We start from the raw sequence: 20,156 nt of genomic DNA, 5'->3' as shown, positions 1-20,156 counted from the left end.
TTTTCTTGATCCCAGATACGTGAACCTTCACCACGTACCGGAATGAAATTTGCCGGTGCAAATACTGGAACCATCCAGTCATTAAAGTTGCTTCGAGTTACAGAAATTGGCTGTTCCATGCTTACCTCAGTATCTATTTAATTTATTTAATCTGTCTTACTGTCTTTAATTTAATTCATTTAGAAAAAGGGACCGAACAAATAACCCTATAACATCCTTTATATTTGCTCGGCCCACCTTTCCTAAAAGGTAGTTTCCGCAGATTAGCCTGGGAAAATACCGCGTTCTTTACGAGCTTTTAAGATACGCTCACATGCCAAGATGTAAGCTGCTGTACGTAAAGTACAAGCATTCTTGTTCGCTGTATTCCAAACGTCATCCATTGCTTGAACCATCAACTTGTCTAAACGCTCGTTGATTTCTTCTTCGCTCCAGAAATAGCTCGCCATGTCTTGAACCCATTCGAAGTAACTTACAGTTACACCGCCGGCGTTACATACAACGTCAGGAACTACAACAATGCCACGCTCAACCAATACATCTTCAGCTTTAGGATAAGTCGGGCCGTTCGCGCCTTCTAAAATCAACTTAGCTTTAAGTTTTTCAGCACGCTCAACTGTAATTTGGCCTTCTAATGCAGCAGGAATAATGATGTCTACTTCTGCAGTCCAGAAATCTTCATCTGCAATTGCTTGTGCACCAGCAAAACCACCAACACCTTGGTTTGCATTTACGTGATCACGTAGCGCAACAAGATCAATACCATCAGCATTGAAAATTGTGCCAGTGTGGTCTTGAACGTGAGTGATTTTTGCTTTTGATTCAACAAATAAGAAAGCAGCTTCGCTACCTACGTTACCAAAACCTTGAACAGCAACTTTCGCACCTTCAATTGGTAAGTTGATTTTTGCAGCAACTTCACGGCCAGTAACGAATACACCGCGACCAGTTGCTTTCACACGACCTAAAGAGCCGCCTAAGTGCACTGGTTTACCAGTTACAACACCAGTCACTGTGTGACCTTGGCTAGTAGAATAAGTATCCATCATCCAACCCATAATATTGGCATTTGTACCAACGTCTGGAGCAGGAATATCTTTTTGAGGTCCGATAATGTGACCAATTTCAGTCGTATAACGGCGAGTTAAACGCTCTAATTCACGATTTGATAATTTACGTGGGTCAACACGGATACCACCTTTTGCACCACCAAATGGCAAGTTCAAAACAGCAGTTTTAATTGTCATCCATGCAGACAATGCCATCACTTCATTTAAGTCAACATTTGGATGGTAACGAACACCACCTTTACCAGGACCACGAGACAAGTTGTGTTGTACACGGTAGCCTTCAAAGTGCTGGATTGAACCGTCGTCCATTACAATTGGCACGTCCACAATAAGCGCACGCTTAGGACGTTTTAAAGTATCGATATAATCAGCTAAATGTTCTAAGTATGGCGCTACACGGTCAATTTGAGCCAAGTAAGTTTGCCATGCATCGCTATGTTCGTTTACGTATGAAAGATCTGACATCTTTTTTCCTATCTACCTACACAGACTCAGATGTGATAAATCTGCAGTCTTTATTATTCAGCAACCAAAACCTTGCAATAACAATGTTTTGATTTATTTATAAAATCTTCAGCTCTTCTAAAGCTTTAGACCTTTTAAATTCCATCTTTTGATATCAAAAGTACGATTTACTTTTATATATCGATATCTTTTACAATATTCTTTTGCCTCATCTGCCATTTATAAAAAGTCTTTATAAAAGCAAAAGTTCCACCGCAACCAACTCAAATAAGTCGACTGGAAATAAGTACAAAAGAGGTGACATAACCGTTTGGGAGTTAAAAAGAACTAGGGTTCATGAAACAAAAAAACCATAAGTCCCTAAAATTATTTTTGACTAATCGATAGATCCCTCCATTAGTCTTTTTAAATAAAAATTGTTCAGTAATACTGCAAGTTTCACATCACTACTCAAGCGAGTTAATCAAGCCTTCATATAGACATAAAATCTTTAAGTAAATATAGCACAGAGCAAGTTAATTTAGAACATTTTAAAATAAACAAGCAGAGAAAAAATAATCAATTTTCTCTATTTTTTATAATAAAAAAGTAACCAGACCTAAAAAAACACTACACTATAATAATTTTATTTTATGGAAATTAAAAAAATATTAAAATTAAAAATGATTAAAAAATTACCATTTAATAACAAAGACTTAATTAACAAAAAATTTTTAAAAATTCTTAAAATTTCTATAAATTTTCATAATATTTATTCAGTTTCTCTAATTCAAAACAAAGATATATAAATATTTAAACAATCTCTTTATTAAATAACCATGATAAACATATACTTATTTAAAAACTTATAATAATTAGCTATTAATAATATTCCGACAAGTGGTTAATTTATGTGTCAATATTTGCTTTTATTATCAAAACAAAAAAAACATTTTCAAAAAAAATATATAAAACTCACTTTAAAGCTCAAGTTGCGCCCATGAAAAAAGGCCCTATAAGGAGCCTTCAATCAACACAACCAAGTAAGCAAAAGACTTAGTTTTGAGCTATATCTTTTTTACGATAAAAGATGAAATAGCTGACATAGCATAGCAAGATAAAAATAATGCAGCAGATAAAGCCCACTTGCATAGATGGATCAAATACCATACTGATACAAGTAACTATACAGAATAGCCCGCCTACAATTGGAGTAAGAGGAAAAAGTGGTGCAGCGAAACGTAGATCTTTTACTGTTTTTCCTGACTTATACCACTGTCTACGGAAGTTAAATTGCGAAATACAAATTGCAATCCAAACAACAACCATTGTAAAAGCAGCAACACCCAACAAATTTTTAAAAATTGTTTCTGGCGCAAATTGTTCTGAAAGCAACCCCGGAATAGCACCAAACATTGTCACAATAATGGCAATAATAGGTGTTCCAGACGGCGTGAGTTTCGCAAAAATTTTAGGTAATTGATTTTTTGCTGAAAGCGACCACATCATACGTGATGCAGCAAATAGACCCGAGTTAGCAGCTGAAAGCAAAGCTGTAATAATTACAAAACGGATAATATCCTCTGCATACGGAATACCAATGTAATTAAATACAGTCACAAATGGGCTACTGCTCACATCATTTGCACTAAGACCTGCTAGGTGGTATGGCAATAGTGAACTAATCACTACAATCGTACCAACAAAGAAAATCAATAAGCGCCAAATAGCCGCATTAATTGCCTTAGGAACTGTTTTTGCTGGATTCTCAGCTTCGCCAGCCGCCACCCCAATTAATTCTGTGCCAGAAAATGCAAAGTTAACGATAAGCATAGTGGCAAAAATTGGGAAAAGACCATTTGGGAACCAACCATGAGCAGTCAAATTACTGAACAATGGTGCTGTTTCATGCCCCTGATAAGGAATAAAGCCGAAAATCGCCAGTAACCCCAAACCAATAAAACAGATAATGGTGATTACTTTTACAAGCGCCAGCCAAAATTCAGACTCTGCAAATAAGCGGGTGGAACTTACATTAAGAAAGAAAACCAAGGCGCCAAAGAAAAGAGTCCAAGCCCACACCGAGGTAGATGGAAACCACTCCTGAACCAACAAGGCCGCAGCGGTAAACTCAGTCCCCAAAGTTGCAGTCCAAGTCAGCCAATACAGCCAAGTAATCATATACCCCGTACCTGGACCGATATAACGCCGTGCGTATTCACCAAAAGAGCCAGACTCAGGGACATGAACCGCTAGCTCACCGAGACACAGCATAACGGTATAGGCAATTAGACCGCCCAAGAAATAAGAGATAATTGCGCCAATTGGACCTGCTTGAGAGATTACGTCGCCAGACCCAAGAAAAAGACCTGTACCTATGGCACCGCCAAGGGAGATCATCACCAAATGTCGAGTACTCATTGCTCGTTTCAAAGGTGCAGAACTTCCATGTTGCGATGCATCATTATTCCGATAATTTAATGATTGCATATAAAAAACTGTAACGACAATTTAGTAAAAAATCATTTTAGGATAAAAAAATAAATATGCAATTATCTTTGAATAGTGAATTTATTTTAAGCAATCTTTTGCCAATCAAATAAAATATATTTAAAAAACAATCAATTAATAATTATTATGGTAATTATTGTATTTTAATTAATCTTACATCATTTCTTTAATTTATATAAATTTAAAAACTATACTTTTTAAAATATAATAATTTTTCACTTAATTCCCCATGCCTACTTTTAGCTCTATCTTTATTTAAAAATTAGATACACTATTTATTTAAATAATGACTTTTAATTTTATATACAAATAAATTGATAAAAAAAATTTTTTTAAGCAAAAAATAAAGCTCAAATCTCAAGATTTGAGCTTTATTTAATCGAGGAAATAACTTAGTAGCTGGTCAATACAAACTGTTGAGATGGCTGAACGGAACCTTCAACGTAATCACATACAGCTTGTTCATCACAATTTAAATTTAATTGCTTATAGCTTAACGCAAAGAAATCAGAATATTGTTTAATGACAAACGGACTCATATCAGAAGTGAGTGCATCACCCTGTTTAAACAATTTAATAATTTTTCGGTCATTCATCCCTAACAAATAAAGTTCATTATTTAACTCAATCTGAACAACCCCAGTGTGTTCTGCCACAATCGGAATCAAATATGATGGGTTCGCCAACACTACATCTACAGCATAGGTTTCAAGCTTTAGATTAATCAAATTAAATACCAGTATTGCCTCAAATTGATTTTTCAAACCCTTTTTATGGTTTTCAGCTTGCTGGCTATACTGAATTTTAATTCCAAGCTTCTGGAAATCTTGCTCTGTAGCTTGCTTTGTTTTAATAAGACTACGAGTGACTGCTTGCTTAAGTGGATTGTCTAAATAACGTTCATCTAACTGAAAGTCATTTTGACGCAATATTTTCAATAACATGCTGTCATGGTATGTCAGCACATTTGCAAGAACATTACGATAATAGAACTTGCTTTGTTTTTTGATTTTACGAACTTGTTGATAGAAATACGTTTCATCAAATTCATGCTCAATAAAATCATGTAAAAGGCTTGAGCTTGCCAATACAGATAAAGCTTCATGTCCTGTAAAAGGCAAATGAATTGTATGTAAACTTGGTAAGATCTCTTTTATTTTTAAGTAATGTTCGCGATCAATTGAAAAGTAAGGATCATAAACAATAATGTATTCACGACTTGCATTCACATCTTGCGGCTGAATTTGCATGTCTTTATTCGCGACAGCATCGAAGAACTCAGCATAGCGTCGGTCTTCAACTTGTTCAGGGTCAATTGAATACTGAGGTACAAATGCAATGATTCGATTCATATTTAATAAATTCGAATATTTAATTGCTGCATAGCCACCCATTGAGCCGCCATAACCTACAATATTTTTAAAACGCTGAATAATAGGCAAAATGACTTTTGCCAGCTCAACCATACTGGCCTTTGGAAACCATGATTTTTGTTTTGGCATCACCCCAATAACATTGTATTGGTACTTTATTAGAGACTTTTCAGCATTGATAGATAAGCCACTCGCCCGGGTAATCAAATCGCCAAAAGAGAGAACTAATGTATTAGAATCGCCTTGTAAAAAAATGGCTCTAATGTGTTCGTCTTCAAAAATAATTTGCTTATCCATGCTCACACCGAAAGAAAATTTACTCCCACATACATCGTCAAAAATGAAACAAAATAGGTGTTTTGCCAATTTATGATTGCGGAGTATCTTATTTTATAGATGCCAGTCAGATTAAAAAGCGCAAAATATGACACAATCCTTACATCCTGCCGCTCAAAAAGGCTTCAGCTCTGCTGCTGAGCTTTATCAGCAAGTTAGACCAAATTATCCCGTAGAAATAGTAAGTTGGCTACAAGATCGGCTCCAAATCCATGAAAATTCTACTGTTATCGATCTTGGATCGGGTACTGGCAAATTCTTACCTTACTTAAAACAGACACATGCCAATATTATTGCGGTAGAGCCAATTGGCGAGATGTTACAACAGCTTCAGCAAGCCTATCCTGATATTAAAACTTTACAAGCCTTTAGCCACAATATTCCGGTAAATGACCAACAGATTGATGCTGTCATTTGTGCCCAATCTTTTCATTGGTTTGACAACATAGAAACATTGACCGAAATCCATCGGGTATTAAAACCTCAAGGACATTTAGGACTTGTTTGGAACCAGCGCGATGAAGGTACAGACTGGGTAAAAGCTTTAGCGGATTTTCTACTACCGCTTGAAGGTGATACACCTCGTTACCATAGTGAAAGGTGGAAAAAGGTTTTTGAAGAGCAAAATTTATTTACTTTTGACAATTTAAATACTTTTTCGCAATCGCAGCATGGTACTGTCGAACAAGTGGTGAGTAAGCGGTTACTTTCAACAAGTTTTATTGCAGCAATGACTGAAAAAGATCAACTACAGCTCAAAGCTCAGTTTGAAAAAATTGTTTATGATTTTACTGGGTTAGGCCCACAAGATCAGATTGATTTTCCATATGTCACATATGCATATCATTTTCAAAAAAGTACGTCGTCAAATCATAGAGAATAGGTTCGGTTGAAAGCTATGTTAAAAAAAACGCCTCATATCATCTTAATGTCTTTGCTCAGCTCTAGCCTATTATTGACGGCTTGTAAAAAAGCAGATGAGCCAGCAAAGACTGAACAATCTCATACAAGTTCATCTACCGATCAGGTCTTAGAAAAACTCAATGAAAGACCAGTGAAGAAATTCCCAGCTACTGCGGATGACGCTCATGATATTGCACTACTAGAAGATTACGATCACCGCTTTACTGAAATGAGTGATGAAATGGAAACTGAGCTAGAAAAAATGCATGAGGCAGGTACGCTCACCACAGAATTTGAACAAAAACGTACGCTTGATAATGTGCGCTCAGCATTGACCATGTTAAAAGAGCTCGACTTAAAAACTGAACAAGGCCGTTACATTCAAGGTCTACTTTATCAATACTGGGAAAACCAAGAAAAGAACTTTAGTGATAAGCAAGCAAGTAAAGATGAGCAGGTCAAACAGCTTGCTGACTATTTACAAGCACAAAATCAGTTAAAGTACTGGAAAGCCTCACAGCAGCATTAATTTAACTGCATGCAATAAAAAGCCTTCTTATAAAGAAGGCTTTTTTAATTTAAATATTTTGTTTTTCAACCCAGTGAATGGATTGAACACGGAAGAGTTCACATGCACCATCGCCGGTATCAGTTGGGGTCAAAGATGACTTCCAAACCAAATCTTTATCTTTGATTTCAACCAGATCACCTTTTAAATAAACCAAATCACCACGTTTAACTTGCTTAATTTGTTGGGCGATTTCAGGGTTTGCAGGAATAATGTGCATATTCGATACCATCTGCATCGCTTGCTCAGCTGGTACAGGAAGTTTTGCTATTTTCCAGTTTAAATAGCGGTCATATTGTTTCACTGAAATATGGCGCGCGATTTCAGGTTGAGCAAATAAACCCCAACTTACCGCATAATCAATCGGTGAAAATTTGGCTTGCTCATCATTGTGATAAATTTTTGAACCTAAGATCCTAAAATTTCCCTGAAATGGTTGTAATACAGAAATTGATTGATCTTTTTCAACTGGAAGCAAACCATTGGCAATATTGTATTCACTCGAGGTTGATGCAAATGCTGAACCCATACCTAAAGACGCCAGCAAAGCTATCATCAAACGTTGTTTTTTCATCGCTTTATACCTCAAATATTGCTAGATCAAATTCATTAGATCTTCGTTTTATGGTAGCTCTAAGGTATGAAAAAAATATCGGAATTTAGTAACAATACAGATCAATTTCGTCTATTTTTGTGCCTAATTAAATAGATTATTAATCTTCAAAATCTATTCTTAAAGTTTCAAAACGAACTTTCCCTTCCTTAATTGCCTGAGCAATTGCTTGCTGCCCCTTTGTTAAACGTGCCCCTCCACTTTTTACATCCAGCAAAATAATTTGAATATCATCGGCAGTTCCGTCTCCATCTCGAAAATCGGTATAGCCATCGAAAATAATATAATCAACCGGGTCGCCCATAAACTTGGCATCACTTGGCAAATACTGAAACTCCGGCAAGACTGGCGCAAATTGTTCTGCCATTTTTCCTTTTAATACGGCGCGGCTCGTATTCACACTTCTCTTTTGTGCTTGGGCAAGGGCTTGTTGATGCTCAAGCTCCAACTCGGCAATATATTGCTCGTATTCAGCCTTGATTCGGCCATTACGGGTATTTGATAAAATGAGCGTCGTGATAATAATACCAATACCAGCACCAATAAGCATGGCCAGCCATACGGACATAAATTTTCCTTAACAAATACACATCATCGCGATAGATGAGCAATCATATCTAAAATTAGGGAGTAGCTTAAACTTTTGTCAAAGGCAGTCATCTACTTCATATAAAAAGATGCTAAGGTATAAGTAGAACAAGTGTGCTGCTGAATATAACTGAATTTATGAAAACGATACTTATTGCAAATCAAAAGGGCGGATGCGGAAAAACCATGACAGCCATTACGTTGGCAACAGCTTTGGCACAAAAAGGATATAAAGTAGCATTGGCAGATTCTGACAACCAGAAATCTTCCTTACAATGGTTAAAACAACGTCCAGATAACGTAGCTGTAATTCAAAGCCTCGACTGGCGTCAAGAAAAATCAATTGGTGATGCACCTAAAAATTTAGACTATTTAATTATTGATGCACCGGGTGCCCTTTCAGGTGATCATGCTGAACAATTAGTCAGCGAAGCCCATGCGATTATTACTCCACTTCAGCCTTCATTTTTCGATATCGACAGTACACGACGTTTTCTCAAGCATTTGCAGGATATTAAGCGTATTCGTAAAGGTAAAGTACAAATTTTACTACTTGCAAACCGAGTTAAACCGAACAGCGCCAGTTCAAAAGATATTCAGCAATTTTTTGAAAAAATCGAACATGAACCTATTGCATGGATTGCCGAGCGTAGTGCTTATGGCAGTTTAGCAATGCAAGGTTTAAGTGTATTTGATAAACCACAAAAGAACTTTATTGCAATTCAAAGCCAGTGGCAGCCTCTTTTAAATAAACTGATTGAAGATAAATCTGAGTGGTTCTAAAACCATCTCTTTATTTTAGGTGGGCAAGATGCAGAAATGAGCACGCCTGCCTAAAATTTGTCTCAGGTCATTTTTCAGTTAATATGACCTTATTCTATTTTAAAAATTAGAGAATTTTGTTCGTGCATCCATACGCTCCTACTTTACAGCGCGTTTTATTGTTTGGGCTGTTTTTTATCCTGATCTTTTTAGGATTTAACATCCTGAAGTACTTTATTGTACCTGTACTTTGGGCTGCCATTATTGCCTACATGACTTGGCCGATTTATTTAAGAATTCAGCATTTTTTTGGTGAAAACAGAAATAATTTAAATGCTACAGTTATGATTAGCTTAGTCATTTTAATTGTTGGCGTGCCATTTACATGTGCTATTTTTATTCTACAACATGAAGGTCGTAACCTTTATTTTGATTTACAGCGTCAAGTCTTTTCAGGTCATTTAAGCGTTCCCGATTTTATTCGTAATCTTCCGTTTATTGGTAAAGAAATATCTCGCACACTCAACGAAATTAATACAGACCCTAATAGTACTATTCAGAATATTGCAGCTTGGGTACAAAGCCATTTAAGTTATGGGCGTGTGTTATTAAATGAAATTAGTAAAAATATCGTCAAACTTTGTTTTGCGATTTTAAGTCTTTTCTTCTTTTATCGTGATGGCCACACGATCTTAACCCAAGTGAGTAAAGCCTTGGAAATGGTGATTGGGCCACGTATTCATCATTATCTCGACACAATTTCAGAAACCACTCGTGCCGTTGTGTATGGCGTGGGTTTAACTGCAATTGCTCAAGCAGTACTGGCTGGATTAAGTTATTTCGTCGCTGGTGTACCTAACCCAATGGTTCTCACCATTGCAACGTTCTTATTAGCCCTAATTCCGTTTGGTACTCCTGTTTCCTACTTAGGCGTTGGACTATGGTTGTTCTCTCAAGGTCAAACCATGGAAGCTATTGGCGTCATCTTATGGGGTGTGCTGATTGTAAGTAGTTCAGACAACGTGATCCGTCCACTTGTAATCTCTGGTGCGACTCAAATTCCTTTTTTATTGATTATGTTCGGTGTATTGGGTGGTATTGCAAGTTTTGGTTTAGTTGGTCTATTTATTGGCCCTGTTATTTTAGCTGTTTTATTAGCAATTTGGCGAGAATGGCTTCACGAGACAATTGACCCTGAACCCATGCCAAAAACAACCATGATTTATGATTCAGATGATGATTTACCGCCATCTAAAAACTAAGCTAATGATTTAAAAATATTTCAAGATACAAAGTGACTATTTAAATTAACTTGTAGGGTTCACGCACCTTTGCTTGAATAAAAAAATCAGATTTATAGTTATAAGGATATCTATAATGCCAGTATTTAATAAAATTGGTGCAGTATGTGCACTGACAGCTTTATTAACGGTCGGTTGTAGCACGGTAAGTAAGACTGTATCTGATACAGCCCATGCACTTACCACAATGCATACTAAAAAAGTGGTGGATGTTAATGAAGTGACAGCCAATGGTATAGGTAAAAAACTTGGTACGATCAGCTTTCAAGACAGTGATAAGGGCTTAATCATTACCCCTGCTTTAGCAGATTTACCAAGTGGTACTCGCGGTTTCCACATCCATGAAAATCCATCTTGTGCCCCTGCTGTTAAAGATGGAAAACCAGGCGCTGCTTTAGCTGCTGGTAGCCACTATAACCCTAACCAAGCCCCACATCATGGTACGCCAACTACTGGGCATTTAGGCGATTTACCAGCATTAGTCGTTGACAATACTGGTGTAGCTACAACTGCTGTTATTGCACCACGTTTAAAACTTGCTGACATTCAAGGTCGCGCTATCATGATCCATGCTGGTGGTGATAACTATTCAGATTCTCCTCTGCCTCTAGGTGGTGGCGGAGCGCGAATCGCATGTGGTGTAATCAAATAAGTGCTTTTTTTAAATTGTGGGTATCTAAAAAGATATCCACAATTTTGCTATTTTATTAAGCAACTTAGACTAATTAATTATTATAAAATCTTAAAAAATAAACTGACTTTTTTAAACAAAACGCATAATATTTTTCAAGTAATAAAAATTTAAATACCAATTGTCACGTACCCTCTCATTTAGAAAAAAGCCGTGAATAACCTGACTCAACTATTCAATCGTTTTAAAACGAATTCAATTTTAATTTATTGCCTGCAAATTTTAATTGTACTCACAGGCACAACTTTAGGTTTACTTTGGTTAGGTCATAATGAGCTGATCGTTCCTGTGACTTTAGGTGCGATTGCTGCTGCACTTACTGATTTTGATGATCGCTTAAGTCTTCGTTTACGCAACCTGCTCTATGTCTGCCTACTCTTTTTTACTGTCAGCACTATTCTTGGTTTTTTAGCACCTTATAAATTTTTATTTATTTTATATCTTTCAATTTCCAGTGCTTGTTTCATTTTATTGGGAGCTTTAGGGCAACGCTACGCTACCATTTCTTTTGGTACGATTTTACTCTCAATTTATAGCATGTTTGGTTTAGGAGAATATGCACACTGGTACCAACAGCCTACTTATTTTGTCTATGGTGCGTTGTGGTACGGCCTAACTTCTATTTTATTTTTTATTCTTAAACCAACACTTCCTTTACAAGATAAACTTTCACAAATTTTTGAAGAAATTTCAGCCTTACTTCAAGCTAAAGCACGGTTGTTCGACCCGGATAATAAAGAAAATGTTGAACAGCTTTTATTTGAATTATCATTGCAAAATACACAAGTTGCGCAAAGCCTTAACCAAATACGCAGCTCTCTGCTGACTCGCCTTAAGGCATCACGAGTCAGTAATAAAAGTATTTATTGGTTAAACTTATACTTTTTTGCGCGAGATATACACGAGCAGGCAACTTCTAATTATTTACACTACGAGCATATCCAACAAAATTTTAGCCGTAGTGATCTCATTTTTCGTTTTCAGAAAAACCTACGCTTACAAGCTCAAGCTTGCCATGATTTAGCCCAATGCATTTTGCATAATCAACAATATCAGTCTTCTCAAGAAAGCCAAATTGGCCTAAACCATTTGGAAAGCTCTTTGAAAGACTGGATACAACAGCATCCACAAAATTTTGAAGTTAAAAATTTAAAGCTAATTTTTAATAATTTAAAAGGAATGCATGAACAATTTGAGCAGCTTCAATATGCTCAACCGTTTAATGAAACGCTAAGTCAGAACAAGCAAGAACATCTCAATTTACTAGATGACGATATTCAAGGATTTTCAGACCTTGTTTTAAAAATTCGGCAGCAACTAACGCCACAATCGGCCCTATTTAGGCATGCCATACGAATTGCGGTTGTATTTGCCGCAGGTTATGCCATTTCCCTCCTACCTTTTGCCCAACATGGTTACTGGATTTTGCTCACCAGTTTATTTGTTTGCCAAATTACTTACTTTGCAACCAAAAGTCGTTTAAAGCTTAGAACGATTGGGACTTTACTCGGCGTTTTATTGGGTATTCCCATTTTATATTTTGTTCCTAGTATTGAAGGTCAACTCATTCTTACCATTATTTGTGGAGTTAGCTTTTTCTACTTACGCCAGAAAAAATATGCGCTGGCAACACTGATGGCAACCTTAATGGTATTGCTCATTTTCAATTTAAAAGGTGCAGGTTACAGCATTATTTTACCTCGCCTAATCGACACCTTATTAGGCTGCTTTATTGCTTGGCTTGCTGTTAATTTTATTTGGCCAGACTGGAACTTCCGTAATATTCCAAACAATATTAAGAAAAGTAGCCAAGCCACTTTTGATTACTTCAATGTGATTGTCGAGCAATATCAGCATGGGAAAAATCAAGACATTGAATATCGTAGAATTCGCCGTGCTGCACATAACGCGCAAATTGAACTGTCAAATATGATTTCAAGCTTAAGTGCTGAGCCCAATCCAAATCCAGAGCTGATTCATTATGCCTTTCGTTATTTGGTTTATAGCCACAGCCAGCTGAGTTATGTCGCCGCCTTAGGCAGCCAAAGACAAAAAATTGATGATCAACAGGTATTACAACTCTTACTGGATTGTCAGCAAATTCTTAAACAAAGTTTATTTGAACAAGCGTCGGTTAACTTTAGTTTTCTTGAACAGACTTTAAAGCAAATTCAAAGTTTAATAACTCAAGAACATTTTTCAGAGAACTACACACTTGTCTTAAAACAGATGAGTTTATTATTAGAAACCTTGCCTGAACTCTTAAGCTTAAAAGGCAAACTTTTAGAGCATGAAATTAAATAGAATAAAAAATACCGGAATATAAATTCCGGTATTTTTTTAATGTAAGTCTTGTGCAACTCTTTCCTGCATTTCTCGTTTTAAAGCTAAACGTGGTTGAGTAAACCACAAGGCAATAAATGCAAAAGCAGATAAGACAAAAGCCCATAAATGAAATTGGGTGTAGAGGTAACGTACAAGCTCAATCATTGCAAAGAAGCTCGTCATCAATAGCATTGAAACAGCAGCAGCTACAGTTCCTTTTGACACTTCAGATGACATGAGTGCAAAACGGTACAACACTGAGAAGCTAATTCCTTCACCAAAACAAATGAGTGTCATACCTATTAACAAGCAAGGAATTAAATAGGCTTGCCAGACAACACCTAATATTAAAATTAGCGTACCAGTGAGCATAATCGGTAAGCCAATTAAGACAGTTTTACCTAAAGCTAAACGGTCAATAATTTTAATTAAAACAATGTTACCAACAATTAAACCTAAAAATACCGGGAACTGTGCTAAACCATATTGCACGCTCGTTAGCTTCAGTTCATCGACCAAAATAATTGGTGATAATGCAATCCAGAGCATAAGCGGCATACCTACAAGCGGTAAGGCCAACGTTAACCCAAGGAACTGCCGATTGCTAAATACCTTTTTAAAGTCATCAAAAAGATAACTAAAAGGCTGTTTGGTTACACTCACCTTATGACTAGGCATTTGTTTCTTTAAGCCAACCCAACTCAGCAGTGCAAGTAAAGCAATTGCCACGAAACCCCAGTGCCATGAAACATAATCAATTAAGAAAGCTCCAAGTACAGGCCCTAGCAAAGGCGCAAGCAATGAAATATTTGCCATGAGGGCCATGACTTTAATCGCATCACGCTCGGCAAAGTTTTCCTGAATTGCGGCATATCCCACTGCTGAAATTACGCTTAACCCAATACCTTGTAAAAAACGTAATGTCAGAAAGTGTTCAATTTGTCGCGTTAATAAAATTAAAAAACAGCACAAGGCAAAAAATAAAACACCAGACAAAAGTACTTTTTTACGGCCTAATCGATCTGATAAAGGTCCTAGTAACCATGCAACAGATGCACCACCTAATAAATAAAATGACATTGAAGACGGCGCCCAAGTTGCACTTACACCGAAATCTTCAGTAATTGCCAACATGGCTGGCTGAATCAGGTCATTACCAATATAAACCGCAAATTCAAATAGCACTAAAGCTAAAGGAAACATCAACGTTGTACGGTTCAACGCTGTCGTTTGAATATTTTTCATGAGTTTGTACACTTCAAAATAGCGGCCACTATGTCTCAGCAACTACATATTGAAATAAATAATGTAGTCATGACGATGACAGTATGGTCAGTCAATCTTTAGTTAAGTTGTTATATGCCGTGAGAGTGCATGTTTAGAATGTGAAACACCGTATTCACAAGGTGTCTAAAACGAGAAAAAATGTATGACGTGAGATTCGGTAATTTTTACCATCTGGCATAATTGCCGGATGACACAATATCACTTTTCAAATTGATCATCAATCGGACAATTCCAACAATTTTAAATTCTATATTTTAATGATGACGAACTCATTTTTATATTGTGAATAACTCTAAAGTTATCCACATATTCAATAGAAATTCAGCTTTAAGGACAAGGATTAACTTGAAAGTCTGCTGTTTCCTCGCCTTTTGTACATTGATAACTTTGTTTTTTATTCACGATTTTCCAAACAGTCTCATCTTTTTTTAATAAATACTCAGTACGTGTTTTCGAAACAGCATCTTCACTCGGCTCTGTCTGCAAAATAGTGACTTGAGCATTAGAAGGATCTTCTAAGGCATTCATTTGCTGTGAAATACTTAAATTACTGGCATTATTTAAAAGATTAGGTTGATCGAGTAAAACAGCTTGTATCGGACTGTTCGCTTGAGGTGTAGGTGGATTTGTATTTGGTGTACAAGCACTCAGAATCAACAAATTACACATCATGAGTAAACCAATCTTTTTCATACTCAACTCCACCACAACTTCACCTTGATGCTAAAGGCTACAAATAATTTTTTCCGTTCAACTTTGTAAAGTATTTGCCATTAAAATAAAGAAACCAATATAAGGTATCAAATCAAGATTAATGATTTTTAATCAATAATATTTTTCCAATTACTACATTTTTCTTTAAGAGTAAGTTCTCTAAAGTATCGCTCAAGTTTAAGAATTGAATTAGAGTAACTCCCATGAGCAATATTTTAGTCATTAATGGTGCCAAACAATTTGCCCACTCAAATGGTGAATTAAATGACACACTCACGACATTAGCGACGAATCACCTGACTGAACTCGGCCACGAAGTAAAAGTCACTCGTGCAGATAGTGACTACAATGCGGAAGCCGAAGTAGAAAAGTATTTATGGGCAGATGTCGTAATTTATCAAATGCCTGGCTGGTGGATGGGTGCACCGTGGACCGTAAAAAAATATATTGACGATGTATTTACGACAGGTCATGGTTCTCTTTATGCAAACGATGGTCGTAGCCGCTCTGATACCTCAAAAAAATATGGTTCAGGTGGTTTAATTCATGACAAAAAATATATGCTGTCGCTTACTTGGAATGCGCCAATGGAAGCATTTGACGATGCGGATCAGTTTTTCCATGGCGTGGGTGTAGATGGTGTTTATTTACCATTTCATAAAGCAAATCAGTTCTTAGGTATGAGTACCCTACCAACATTTATTGTAAATGATGTAATTAAAATGCCTGATGTAGATAGTTATGTGGAAGCATACAAAGCACATTTGAACACACTATTTGCAGCAGCCTAATCCGGAGAAAACCATGCTTACTATTATCGCGGAAATTCGTACTCAATCGGGTGGACAGCACCGCCAAAACGTATTGAATGCATTTCAAAAAATCATTCCAACTGTTTTAGCAGAAGATGGTTGCCATGGTTATGAACCTTTGGTTGACCACATTTCAAATGCGAGCTTCCAAAACAAAGACCCTGACATTATTGTGATGTTAGAAAAATGGGAAAGTGTAGCTCATCTTGAAGCACACTTGGCTACACCTCATATGCAAGCGCATCATGAAGCAGTCAAAGATGATGTGGTTGACGTCAAAATTAAAATTTTAGAAAGCGGCGTATAATTTAAGAAATAAAAAAGACGATATATTTATCGTCTTTTTTATGCTTAAGAACAAAGCTGCGTTTGGAAACCTCTAGAACCTTTTCCTCTTGCACATTGGTAGCTCTTTTGCTTATTTTGCAATTGCCACTTTTCATCAACCAATTTAAATAAATATTCCGTCCGAATTGCTGAGACAGAGTCATCCATTAAACCGGTTTGTATAACAGTAATGCGAGAAACAGTTGGGGATTCTACTCGGTTAAATACCTGCTGAACTGAAGTATTGTTATGCTCTTTTACAATCTCGGGTTGCGTTTTAAGTACTTGTTGCATTGGGGTTTCTGAGCCCACAAAAGGAATTAATTTACTTGTGGTTGCACAACCCGTCATAAGTCCAGCACAGAGTGCAGAAATTAAAAATAAACGTTGCATTTTCATCACCAAAAAACAAAAGGCATAGCTTTATGATGCTATGCCTTTGTCGGTTACTCTGTAGAAACTATGTAGTTCTACAAAATAGATCTAATTTAAAGATCGAATAATTTACCCGGATTCATAATGCCATTCGGGTCAAATACTTTTTTCAAAGCTTTCATATATTCGATTTCTTCAGCTGAGCGCGAATATTCCAAATATGGCTTTTTCGTCATACCTACGCCATGCTCGGCAGAGATTGAACCATCGTATTTTTTAACGGTATCAAACACATATTTATTCACAACCTGACACTTCGCAAAGAACTCATCTTTGGTTAAGTTTTCAGGTTTTAAAATATTTAAGTGTAAGTTACCGTCGCCGATATGGCCAAACCAGCAAATTTCAAAGTCAGGATAGTTTTCTTGAACAATTGCATCAATCTCACGAATAAATGCAGGTACGTGAGTAATTAATACTGAAATATCGTTTTTGTATGGAATAAATGGCGCGATTGATTCAGAGATATCTTCGCGTAAACGCCATAAGCTTTCTACTTGGTCAAGGCTCTGGCTCATTACGCCATCAAGTACCCAACCTTGTTCCATACAGTGTTCGAAAATCTCCATTGCTTTGTCGATAATCGGTTCGTATGGCGCTTCAAACTCAAGCAATACATAGAATGGACATTGAGTTTCAAATGGACGTTGAACATGACCACGGTCGAGTACTTTTTGCATTGCAAGCTCACCAAAGAACTCAAATGCAGTTAAGTCGATATCTTTTTGGAAAGCATGTAACACAGGCATTACTGCATCAAAATCAGGCACACCTAAAACTAAAACTTGTAGGTTTTGTGGTTGACGCTCAAGTTTAATTTCTGCTTCAGTCACTAAACCTAATGTACCTTCACCACCAATAAACAAATGCTGTAATGCATATCCAGTTGCATTTTTAATCATGCCTTTGTTTAAACGTAAAATGTCGCCTTTACCTGTCACTACAGTTAAACCGAGTACCCAGTTACGCGTCATGCCATATTTAATGACTTTAATACCACCAGCGTTGGTACCGATATTACCGCCAATCTGACTAGAACCCGCTGACGCAAAGTCAACCGGATAATACATACCCTGCTCTTCTGCATAATTTTGCAATTGCTCAGTCACAACACCAGCTTGTACACGAACCATACGGTCTGCCGGGAAGAACTCAAGAATCTGGTTCATTTTGTCCATGCTAATGACAATTTCACCATTGGTTGCTACAGCACCAGCAGAAAGTCCTGTACGTCCACCTGACGGTGTAATTGCGATATTAAACTGGTTTGCAAGCTTCACAACTTCCTGAACTTGTTCAGTCGTTGATGGAAAAACGATGACCGATGGGTTCGGATTAAAATGCTTGGTATGATCTTTACCCCAGTTTTCGAGACTATCAGCATCGGTTTTAATACGGTTTTCACCGACGATTGCTGTTAATTGGGTGAGTAACTCAGGTGTTAAAGCGACTGGAGCATTCATCGTTTGCAGACCTAGCAAGAAGTAAACTGTGGTGGGACTATGACCTCATATTTCTCTAGGTTTTCACCTGAGCAAAGCCATAATGTTCAAGGAACTCCTATATTCTACATGTAACAGCACAAGCGATAAAGTTCAGAATAGAGATACTGTCACTACAAAACATGTTTAACACCAATAAAACACTTTTTATAAGGCCTTAAAGGAAAATTTGGGCCTAAACGTAGATCAAGCATATTTTGTAATGCTCGACAAGCCATAAATGGAAGTGATTAGATATAGATAAAATTGCCATAAGGCGATGGTATAAACGAAATATCTATAGCGCTGCCCAGTATGTTATTATACCGCCACCAAATTTGGCCTTTGTAGCGGAGCCGTAATGAGCCAACATCTTTCACTACCTAAAGATAAAATCCGTTTCCTTTTGTTAGAAGGCGTTCACCAAAACGCAGTCGATACTTTAAACGCTGCGGGTTATACCAACATTGACTATCGCAAAACTGCTCTTGAAGGCGAAGCGCTTAAAGAAGCAATTAAAGATGCTCACTTTATTGGTATTCGTTCGCGTACCCAATTGACTGAAGAAGTTTTCGAAGCTGCAAATAAATTGATCGCAGTAGGTTGTTTCTGTATCGGAACAAACCAAGTAGATCTTAAAGCAGCGATGGCACGTGGTATTCCTGTATTTAACGCACCATATTCAAATACGCGTTCGGTTGCAGAGCTCGTACTTGCTGAAACTATTCTTCTTCTTCGCCGTGTTCCTGAAAAGTCAGCGGCTTGTCATCGTGGTGGTTGGGACAAATCTGCTGTGGGTTCTTTTGAAACTCGTGGCAAAACTTTAGGTATTGTGGGTTACGGTTCCATCGGTTCTCAACTTTCAGTTCTTGCTGAAAGTATGGGTATGCATGTCATTTATTATGATGCAGTCACTAAATTACCAATGGGTAATGCTCGCCAAGTTGGTTCTTTAGATGAACTTTTAGCAACTGCTGATGTTGTGACTTTGCATGTACCGGATGTTCCGTCTACACGTAACTTCTTCACTAAAGAACAATTTGCAAAAATGAAAGAAGGCGCGATCTTCTTAAATGCTGCACGTGGTACATGCGTAGTAATCGAAGATTTAGCTGATGCAATCAAATCTGGTCACCTTGCAGGTGCGGCAGTTGACGTATTCCCGAAAGAACCAAAAGCAAATGGTGAAGAGTTCCAGTCTCCACTTCGTGGTTTAGACAACGTGATCTTGACTCCTCACGTTGGTGGTTCAACGATGGAAGCTCAAGCAAACATCGGTTTAGAAGTAGCAGAGAAATTTGTTGCTTACTCTGATAAGGGTATGACACTTTCTGCGGTAAACTTCCCAGAAATCGCGTTGCCATTGACAGCGGGTCAACACCGTTTACTACATATCCACAAAAATGTACCGGGTGTATTGTCTAAAATCAACAACTTGTTTGCTGAACAAGGCATCAACATTTCTGGTCAGTCACTTATGACTAAAGGCGACATCGGTTACCTTGTAATGGACGTAGATGCTTCTGCTTCTCAAGAAGCTTTAGATATGTTGCATGAAGTTGAGGGCACAATTCGCGTACGCGTATTGTTCTAATACAGACTGTAACTTTAAAAG

18 protein-coding genes and 1 pseudogene are annotated in these 20,156 nt (G+C 37.2%); 9 read left to right on the top strand and 10 right to left on the bottom strand.

The genetic code is table 11. The features are described 5' to 3' along the window. The 4 genes and pseudogenes from G9371_RS08125 to G9371_RS08110 form a co-directional block, all read right to left on the bottom strand. A pseudogene (locus G9371_RS08125) lies at nucleotides 1-119 on the bottom strand (succinyldiaminopimelate aminotransferase); the annotation flags it as partial. Nucleotides 120-263: 144 nt separating this feature from the next. Next, a complete protein-coding gene (locus G9371_RS08120; protein ID WP_001281781.1) occupies nucleotides 264-1,535 on the bottom strand; it encodes a Glu/Leu/Phe/Val family dehydrogenase in 1,272 nt (423 codons plus the stop codon). Between the two features lie 1,035 nt (nucleotides 1,536-2,570). Then, on the bottom strand, nucleotides 2,571-4,004 hold the full coding sequence (locus G9371_RS08115; protein WP_001191140.1) for an amino acid permease: 1,434 nt from the start codon (nucleotides 4,002-4,004) through the stop codon (nucleotides 2,571-2,573). Nucleotides 4,005-4,417: 413 nt separating this feature from the next. After that, nucleotides 4,418-5,695: a hypothetical protein gene (locus tag G9371_RS08110; protein ID WP_002062209.1), complete on the bottom strand. Its 1,278-nt coding sequence runs from the start codon at nucleotides 5,693-5,695 to the stop codon at nucleotides 4,418-4,420. 127 nt (nucleotides 5,696-5,822) lie between these two features. On the opposite strand from G9371_RS08110, the gene G9371_RS08105 reads away from it, so the two are divergent. Next, nucleotides 5,823-6,617, top strand: a complete 795-nt coding sequence (locus G9371_RS08105) for a class I SAM-dependent methyltransferase (RefSeq protein ID WP_000194467.1) — start codon at nucleotides 5,823-5,825, stop codon at nucleotides 6,615-6,617. 15 nt (nucleotides 6,618-6,632) lie between these two features. Then, on the top strand, nucleotides 6,633-7,166 hold the full coding sequence (locus G9371_RS08100) for a hypothetical protein (protein WP_002048125.1): 534 nt from the start codon (nucleotides 6,633-6,635) through the stop codon (nucleotides 7,164-7,166). A gap of 49 nt (nucleotides 7,167-7,215) precedes the next feature. Here the strand turns inward: G9371_RS08100 and G9371_RS08095 are convergent, their stop codons facing one another. Then, complete coding sequence (locus G9371_RS08095) at nucleotides 7,216-7,779, bottom strand: hypothetical protein (RefSeq protein ID WP_029424127.1); 564 nt, start codon at nucleotides 7,777-7,779, stop codon at nucleotides 7,216-7,218. 139 nt (nucleotides 7,780-7,918) lie between these two features. Next, nucleotides 7,919-8,386 carry a Holliday junction resolvase-like protein gene (locus G9371_RS08090; protein WP_000118035.1) on the bottom strand — a complete coding sequence of 156 codons (468 nt, stop codon included), beginning with the start codon at nucleotides 8,384-8,386 and terminating at the stop codon, nucleotides 7,919-7,921. A 158-nt stretch (nucleotides 8,387-8,544) separates the two neighbouring features. On the opposite strand from G9371_RS08090, the gene G9371_RS08085 reads away from it, so the two are divergent. The 4 genes from G9371_RS08085 to yccS all read left to right on the top strand — a co-directional run bounded on the left by G9371_RS08085 (nucleotide 8,545) and on the right by yccS (nucleotide 13,464). After that, entirely contained in the window at nucleotides 8,545-9,189 is a 645-nt protein-coding gene (locus G9371_RS08085; RefSeq protein WP_000849145.1) for a ParA family protein, read from the top strand. A gap of 122 nt (nucleotides 9,190-9,311) precedes the next feature. Continuing rightward, complete coding sequence (locus G9371_RS08080) at nucleotides 9,312-10,430, top strand: AI-2E family transporter (protein WP_000553809.1); 1,119 nt, start codon at nucleotides 9,312-9,314, stop codon at nucleotides 10,428-10,430. A 115-nt stretch (nucleotides 10,431-10,545) separates the two neighbouring features. Beyond that, nucleotides 10,546-11,121, top strand: a complete 576-nt coding sequence (sodC, locus tag G9371_RS08075) for a superoxide dismutase family protein (RefSeq protein ID WP_001143890.1) — start codon at nucleotides 10,546-10,548, stop codon at nucleotides 11,119-11,121. Nucleotides 11,122-11,313: 192 nt separating this feature from the next. Next, the gene (yccS, locus tag G9371_RS08070) at nucleotides 11,314-13,464 is read left to right on the top strand and encodes a YccS family putative transporter (RefSeq protein WP_029424126.1); all 2,151 of its coding nucleotides are present in this window, start codon (nucleotides 11,314-11,316) and stop codon (nucleotides 13,462-13,464) included. Nucleotides 13,465-13,500: 36 nt separating this feature from the next. Here the strand turns inward: yccS and G9371_RS08065 are convergent, their stop codons facing one another. Then, nucleotides 13,501-14,730: an MFS transporter gene (locus G9371_RS08065; RefSeq protein ID WP_000790118.1), complete on the bottom strand. Its 1,230-nt coding sequence runs from the start codon at nucleotides 14,728-14,730 to the stop codon at nucleotides 13,501-13,503. Between the two features lie 369 nt (nucleotides 14,731-15,099). Next, a complete protein-coding gene (locus G9371_RS08060) occupies nucleotides 15,100-15,465 on the bottom strand; it encodes a hypothetical protein (RefSeq protein ID WP_000719494.1) in 366 nt (121 codons plus the stop codon). A gap of 224 nt (nucleotides 15,466-15,689) precedes the next feature. Between G9371_RS08060 and G9371_RS08055 the strand changes: the two genes are divergently transcribed. Beyond that, nucleotides 15,690-16,277: an NAD(P)H-dependent oxidoreductase gene (locus G9371_RS08055; RefSeq protein ID WP_000065455.1), complete on the top strand. Its 588-nt coding sequence runs from the start codon at nucleotides 15,690-15,692 to the stop codon at nucleotides 16,275-16,277. Between the two features lie 13 nt (nucleotides 16,278-16,290). Continuing rightward, complete coding sequence (locus G9371_RS08050) at nucleotides 16,291-16,605, top strand: putative quinol monooxygenase (RefSeq protein ID WP_000955560.1); 315 nt, start codon at nucleotides 16,291-16,293, stop codon at nucleotides 16,603-16,605. Between the two features lie 44 nt (nucleotides 16,606-16,649). On the opposite strand, the gene G9371_RS08045 is transcribed toward G9371_RS08050, so the two are convergent. Both G9371_RS08045 and G9371_RS08040 read right to left on the bottom strand, forming a co-directional pair. Beyond that, the gene (locus G9371_RS08045; protein WP_001189306.1) at nucleotides 16,650-17,018 is read right to left on the bottom strand and encodes a hypothetical protein; all 369 of its coding nucleotides are present in this window, start codon (nucleotides 17,016-17,018) and stop codon (nucleotides 16,650-16,652) included. A 95-nt stretch (nucleotides 17,019-17,113) separates the two neighbouring features. Further along, a complete protein-coding gene (locus tag G9371_RS08040) occupies nucleotides 17,114-18,523 on the bottom strand; it encodes an FAD-binding oxidoreductase (RefSeq protein ID WP_000993505.1) in 1,410 nt (469 codons plus the stop codon). A gap of 379 nt (nucleotides 18,524-18,902) precedes the next feature. On the opposite strand from G9371_RS08040, the gene serA reads away from it, so the two are divergent. After that, a complete protein-coding gene (gene serA, locus G9371_RS08035) occupies nucleotides 18,903-20,135 on the top strand; it encodes a phosphoglycerate dehydrogenase (RefSeq protein ID WP_000077814.1) in 1,233 nt (410 codons plus the stop codon). The last annotated feature ends 21 nt before the right edge of the window (nucleotides 20,136-20,156 follow it).

Source organism: Acinetobacter sp. EKM10A, from assembly GCF_011075215.1.
Lineage (GTDB): Bacteria > Pseudomonadota > Gammaproteobacteria > Pseudomonadales > Moraxellaceae > Acinetobacter > Acinetobacter baumannii.
This window is presented reverse-complemented; position numbering and strand designations above follow the sequence as displayed.

Excerpts from the sequence above, each read along its gene's own strand:
- G9371_RS08120 (WP_001281781.1), bottom strand. The coding sequence starts at position 1,535 with ATGTCAGATCTTTCATACGTAAACGAACATAGCGATGCATGGCAAACT.
- G9371_RS08115 (WP_001191140.1), bottom strand. The coding sequence starts at position 4,004 with ATGCAATCATTAAATTATCGGAATAATGATGCATCGCAACATGGAAGT.
- G9371_RS08110 (WP_002062209.1), bottom strand. The coding sequence starts at position 5,695 with ATGGATAAGCAAATTATTTTTGAAGACGAACACATTAGAGCCATTTTT.
- G9371_RS08105 (WP_000194467.1), top strand. The coding sequence starts at position 5,823 with ATGACACAATCCTTACATCCTGCCGCTCAAAAAGGCTTCAGCTCTGCT.
- G9371_RS08100 (WP_002048125.1), top strand. The coding sequence starts at position 6,633 with ATGTTAAAAAAAACGCCTCATATCATCTTAATGTCTTTGCTCAGCTCT.
- G9371_RS08095 (WP_029424127.1), bottom strand. The coding sequence starts at position 7,779 with ATGAAAAAACAACGTTTGATGATAGCTTTGCTGGCGTCTTTAGGTATG.
- G9371_RS08090 (WP_000118035.1), bottom strand. The coding sequence starts at position 8,386 with ATGTCCGTATGGCTGGCCATGCTTATTGGTGCTGGTATTGGTATTATT.
- G9371_RS08085 (WP_000849145.1), top strand. The coding sequence starts at position 8,545 with ATGAAAACGATACTTATTGCAAATCAAAAGGGCGGATGCGGAAAAACC.
- sodC (WP_001143890.1), top strand. The coding sequence starts at position 10,546 with ATGCCAGTATTTAATAAAATTGGTGCAGTATGTGCACTGACAGCTTTA.
- G9371_RS08065 (WP_000790118.1), bottom strand. The coding sequence starts at position 14,730 with ATGAAAAATATTCAAACGACAGCGTTGAACCGTACAACGTTGATGTTT.
- G9371_RS08060 (WP_000719494.1), bottom strand. The coding sequence starts at position 15,465 with ATGAAAAAGATTGGTTTACTCATGATGTGTAATTTGTTGATTCTGAGT.
- G9371_RS08055 (WP_000065455.1), top strand. The coding sequence starts at position 15,690 with ATGAGCAATATTTTAGTCATTAATGGTGCCAAACAATTTGCCCACTCA.
- G9371_RS08050 (WP_000955560.1), top strand. The coding sequence starts at position 16,291 with ATGCTTACTATTATCGCGGAAATTCGTACTCAATCGGGTGGACAGCAC.
- G9371_RS08045 (WP_001189306.1), bottom strand. The coding sequence starts at position 17,018 with ATGCAACGTTTATTTTTAATTTCTGCACTCTGTGCTGGACTTATGACG.
- G9371_RS08040 (WP_000993505.1), bottom strand. The coding sequence starts at position 18,523 with ATGAATGCTCCAGTCGCTTTAACACCTGAGTTACTCACCCAATTAACA.
- serA (WP_000077814.1), top strand. The coding sequence starts at position 18,903 with ATGAGCCAACATCTTTCACTACCTAAAGATAAAATCCGTTTCCTTTTG.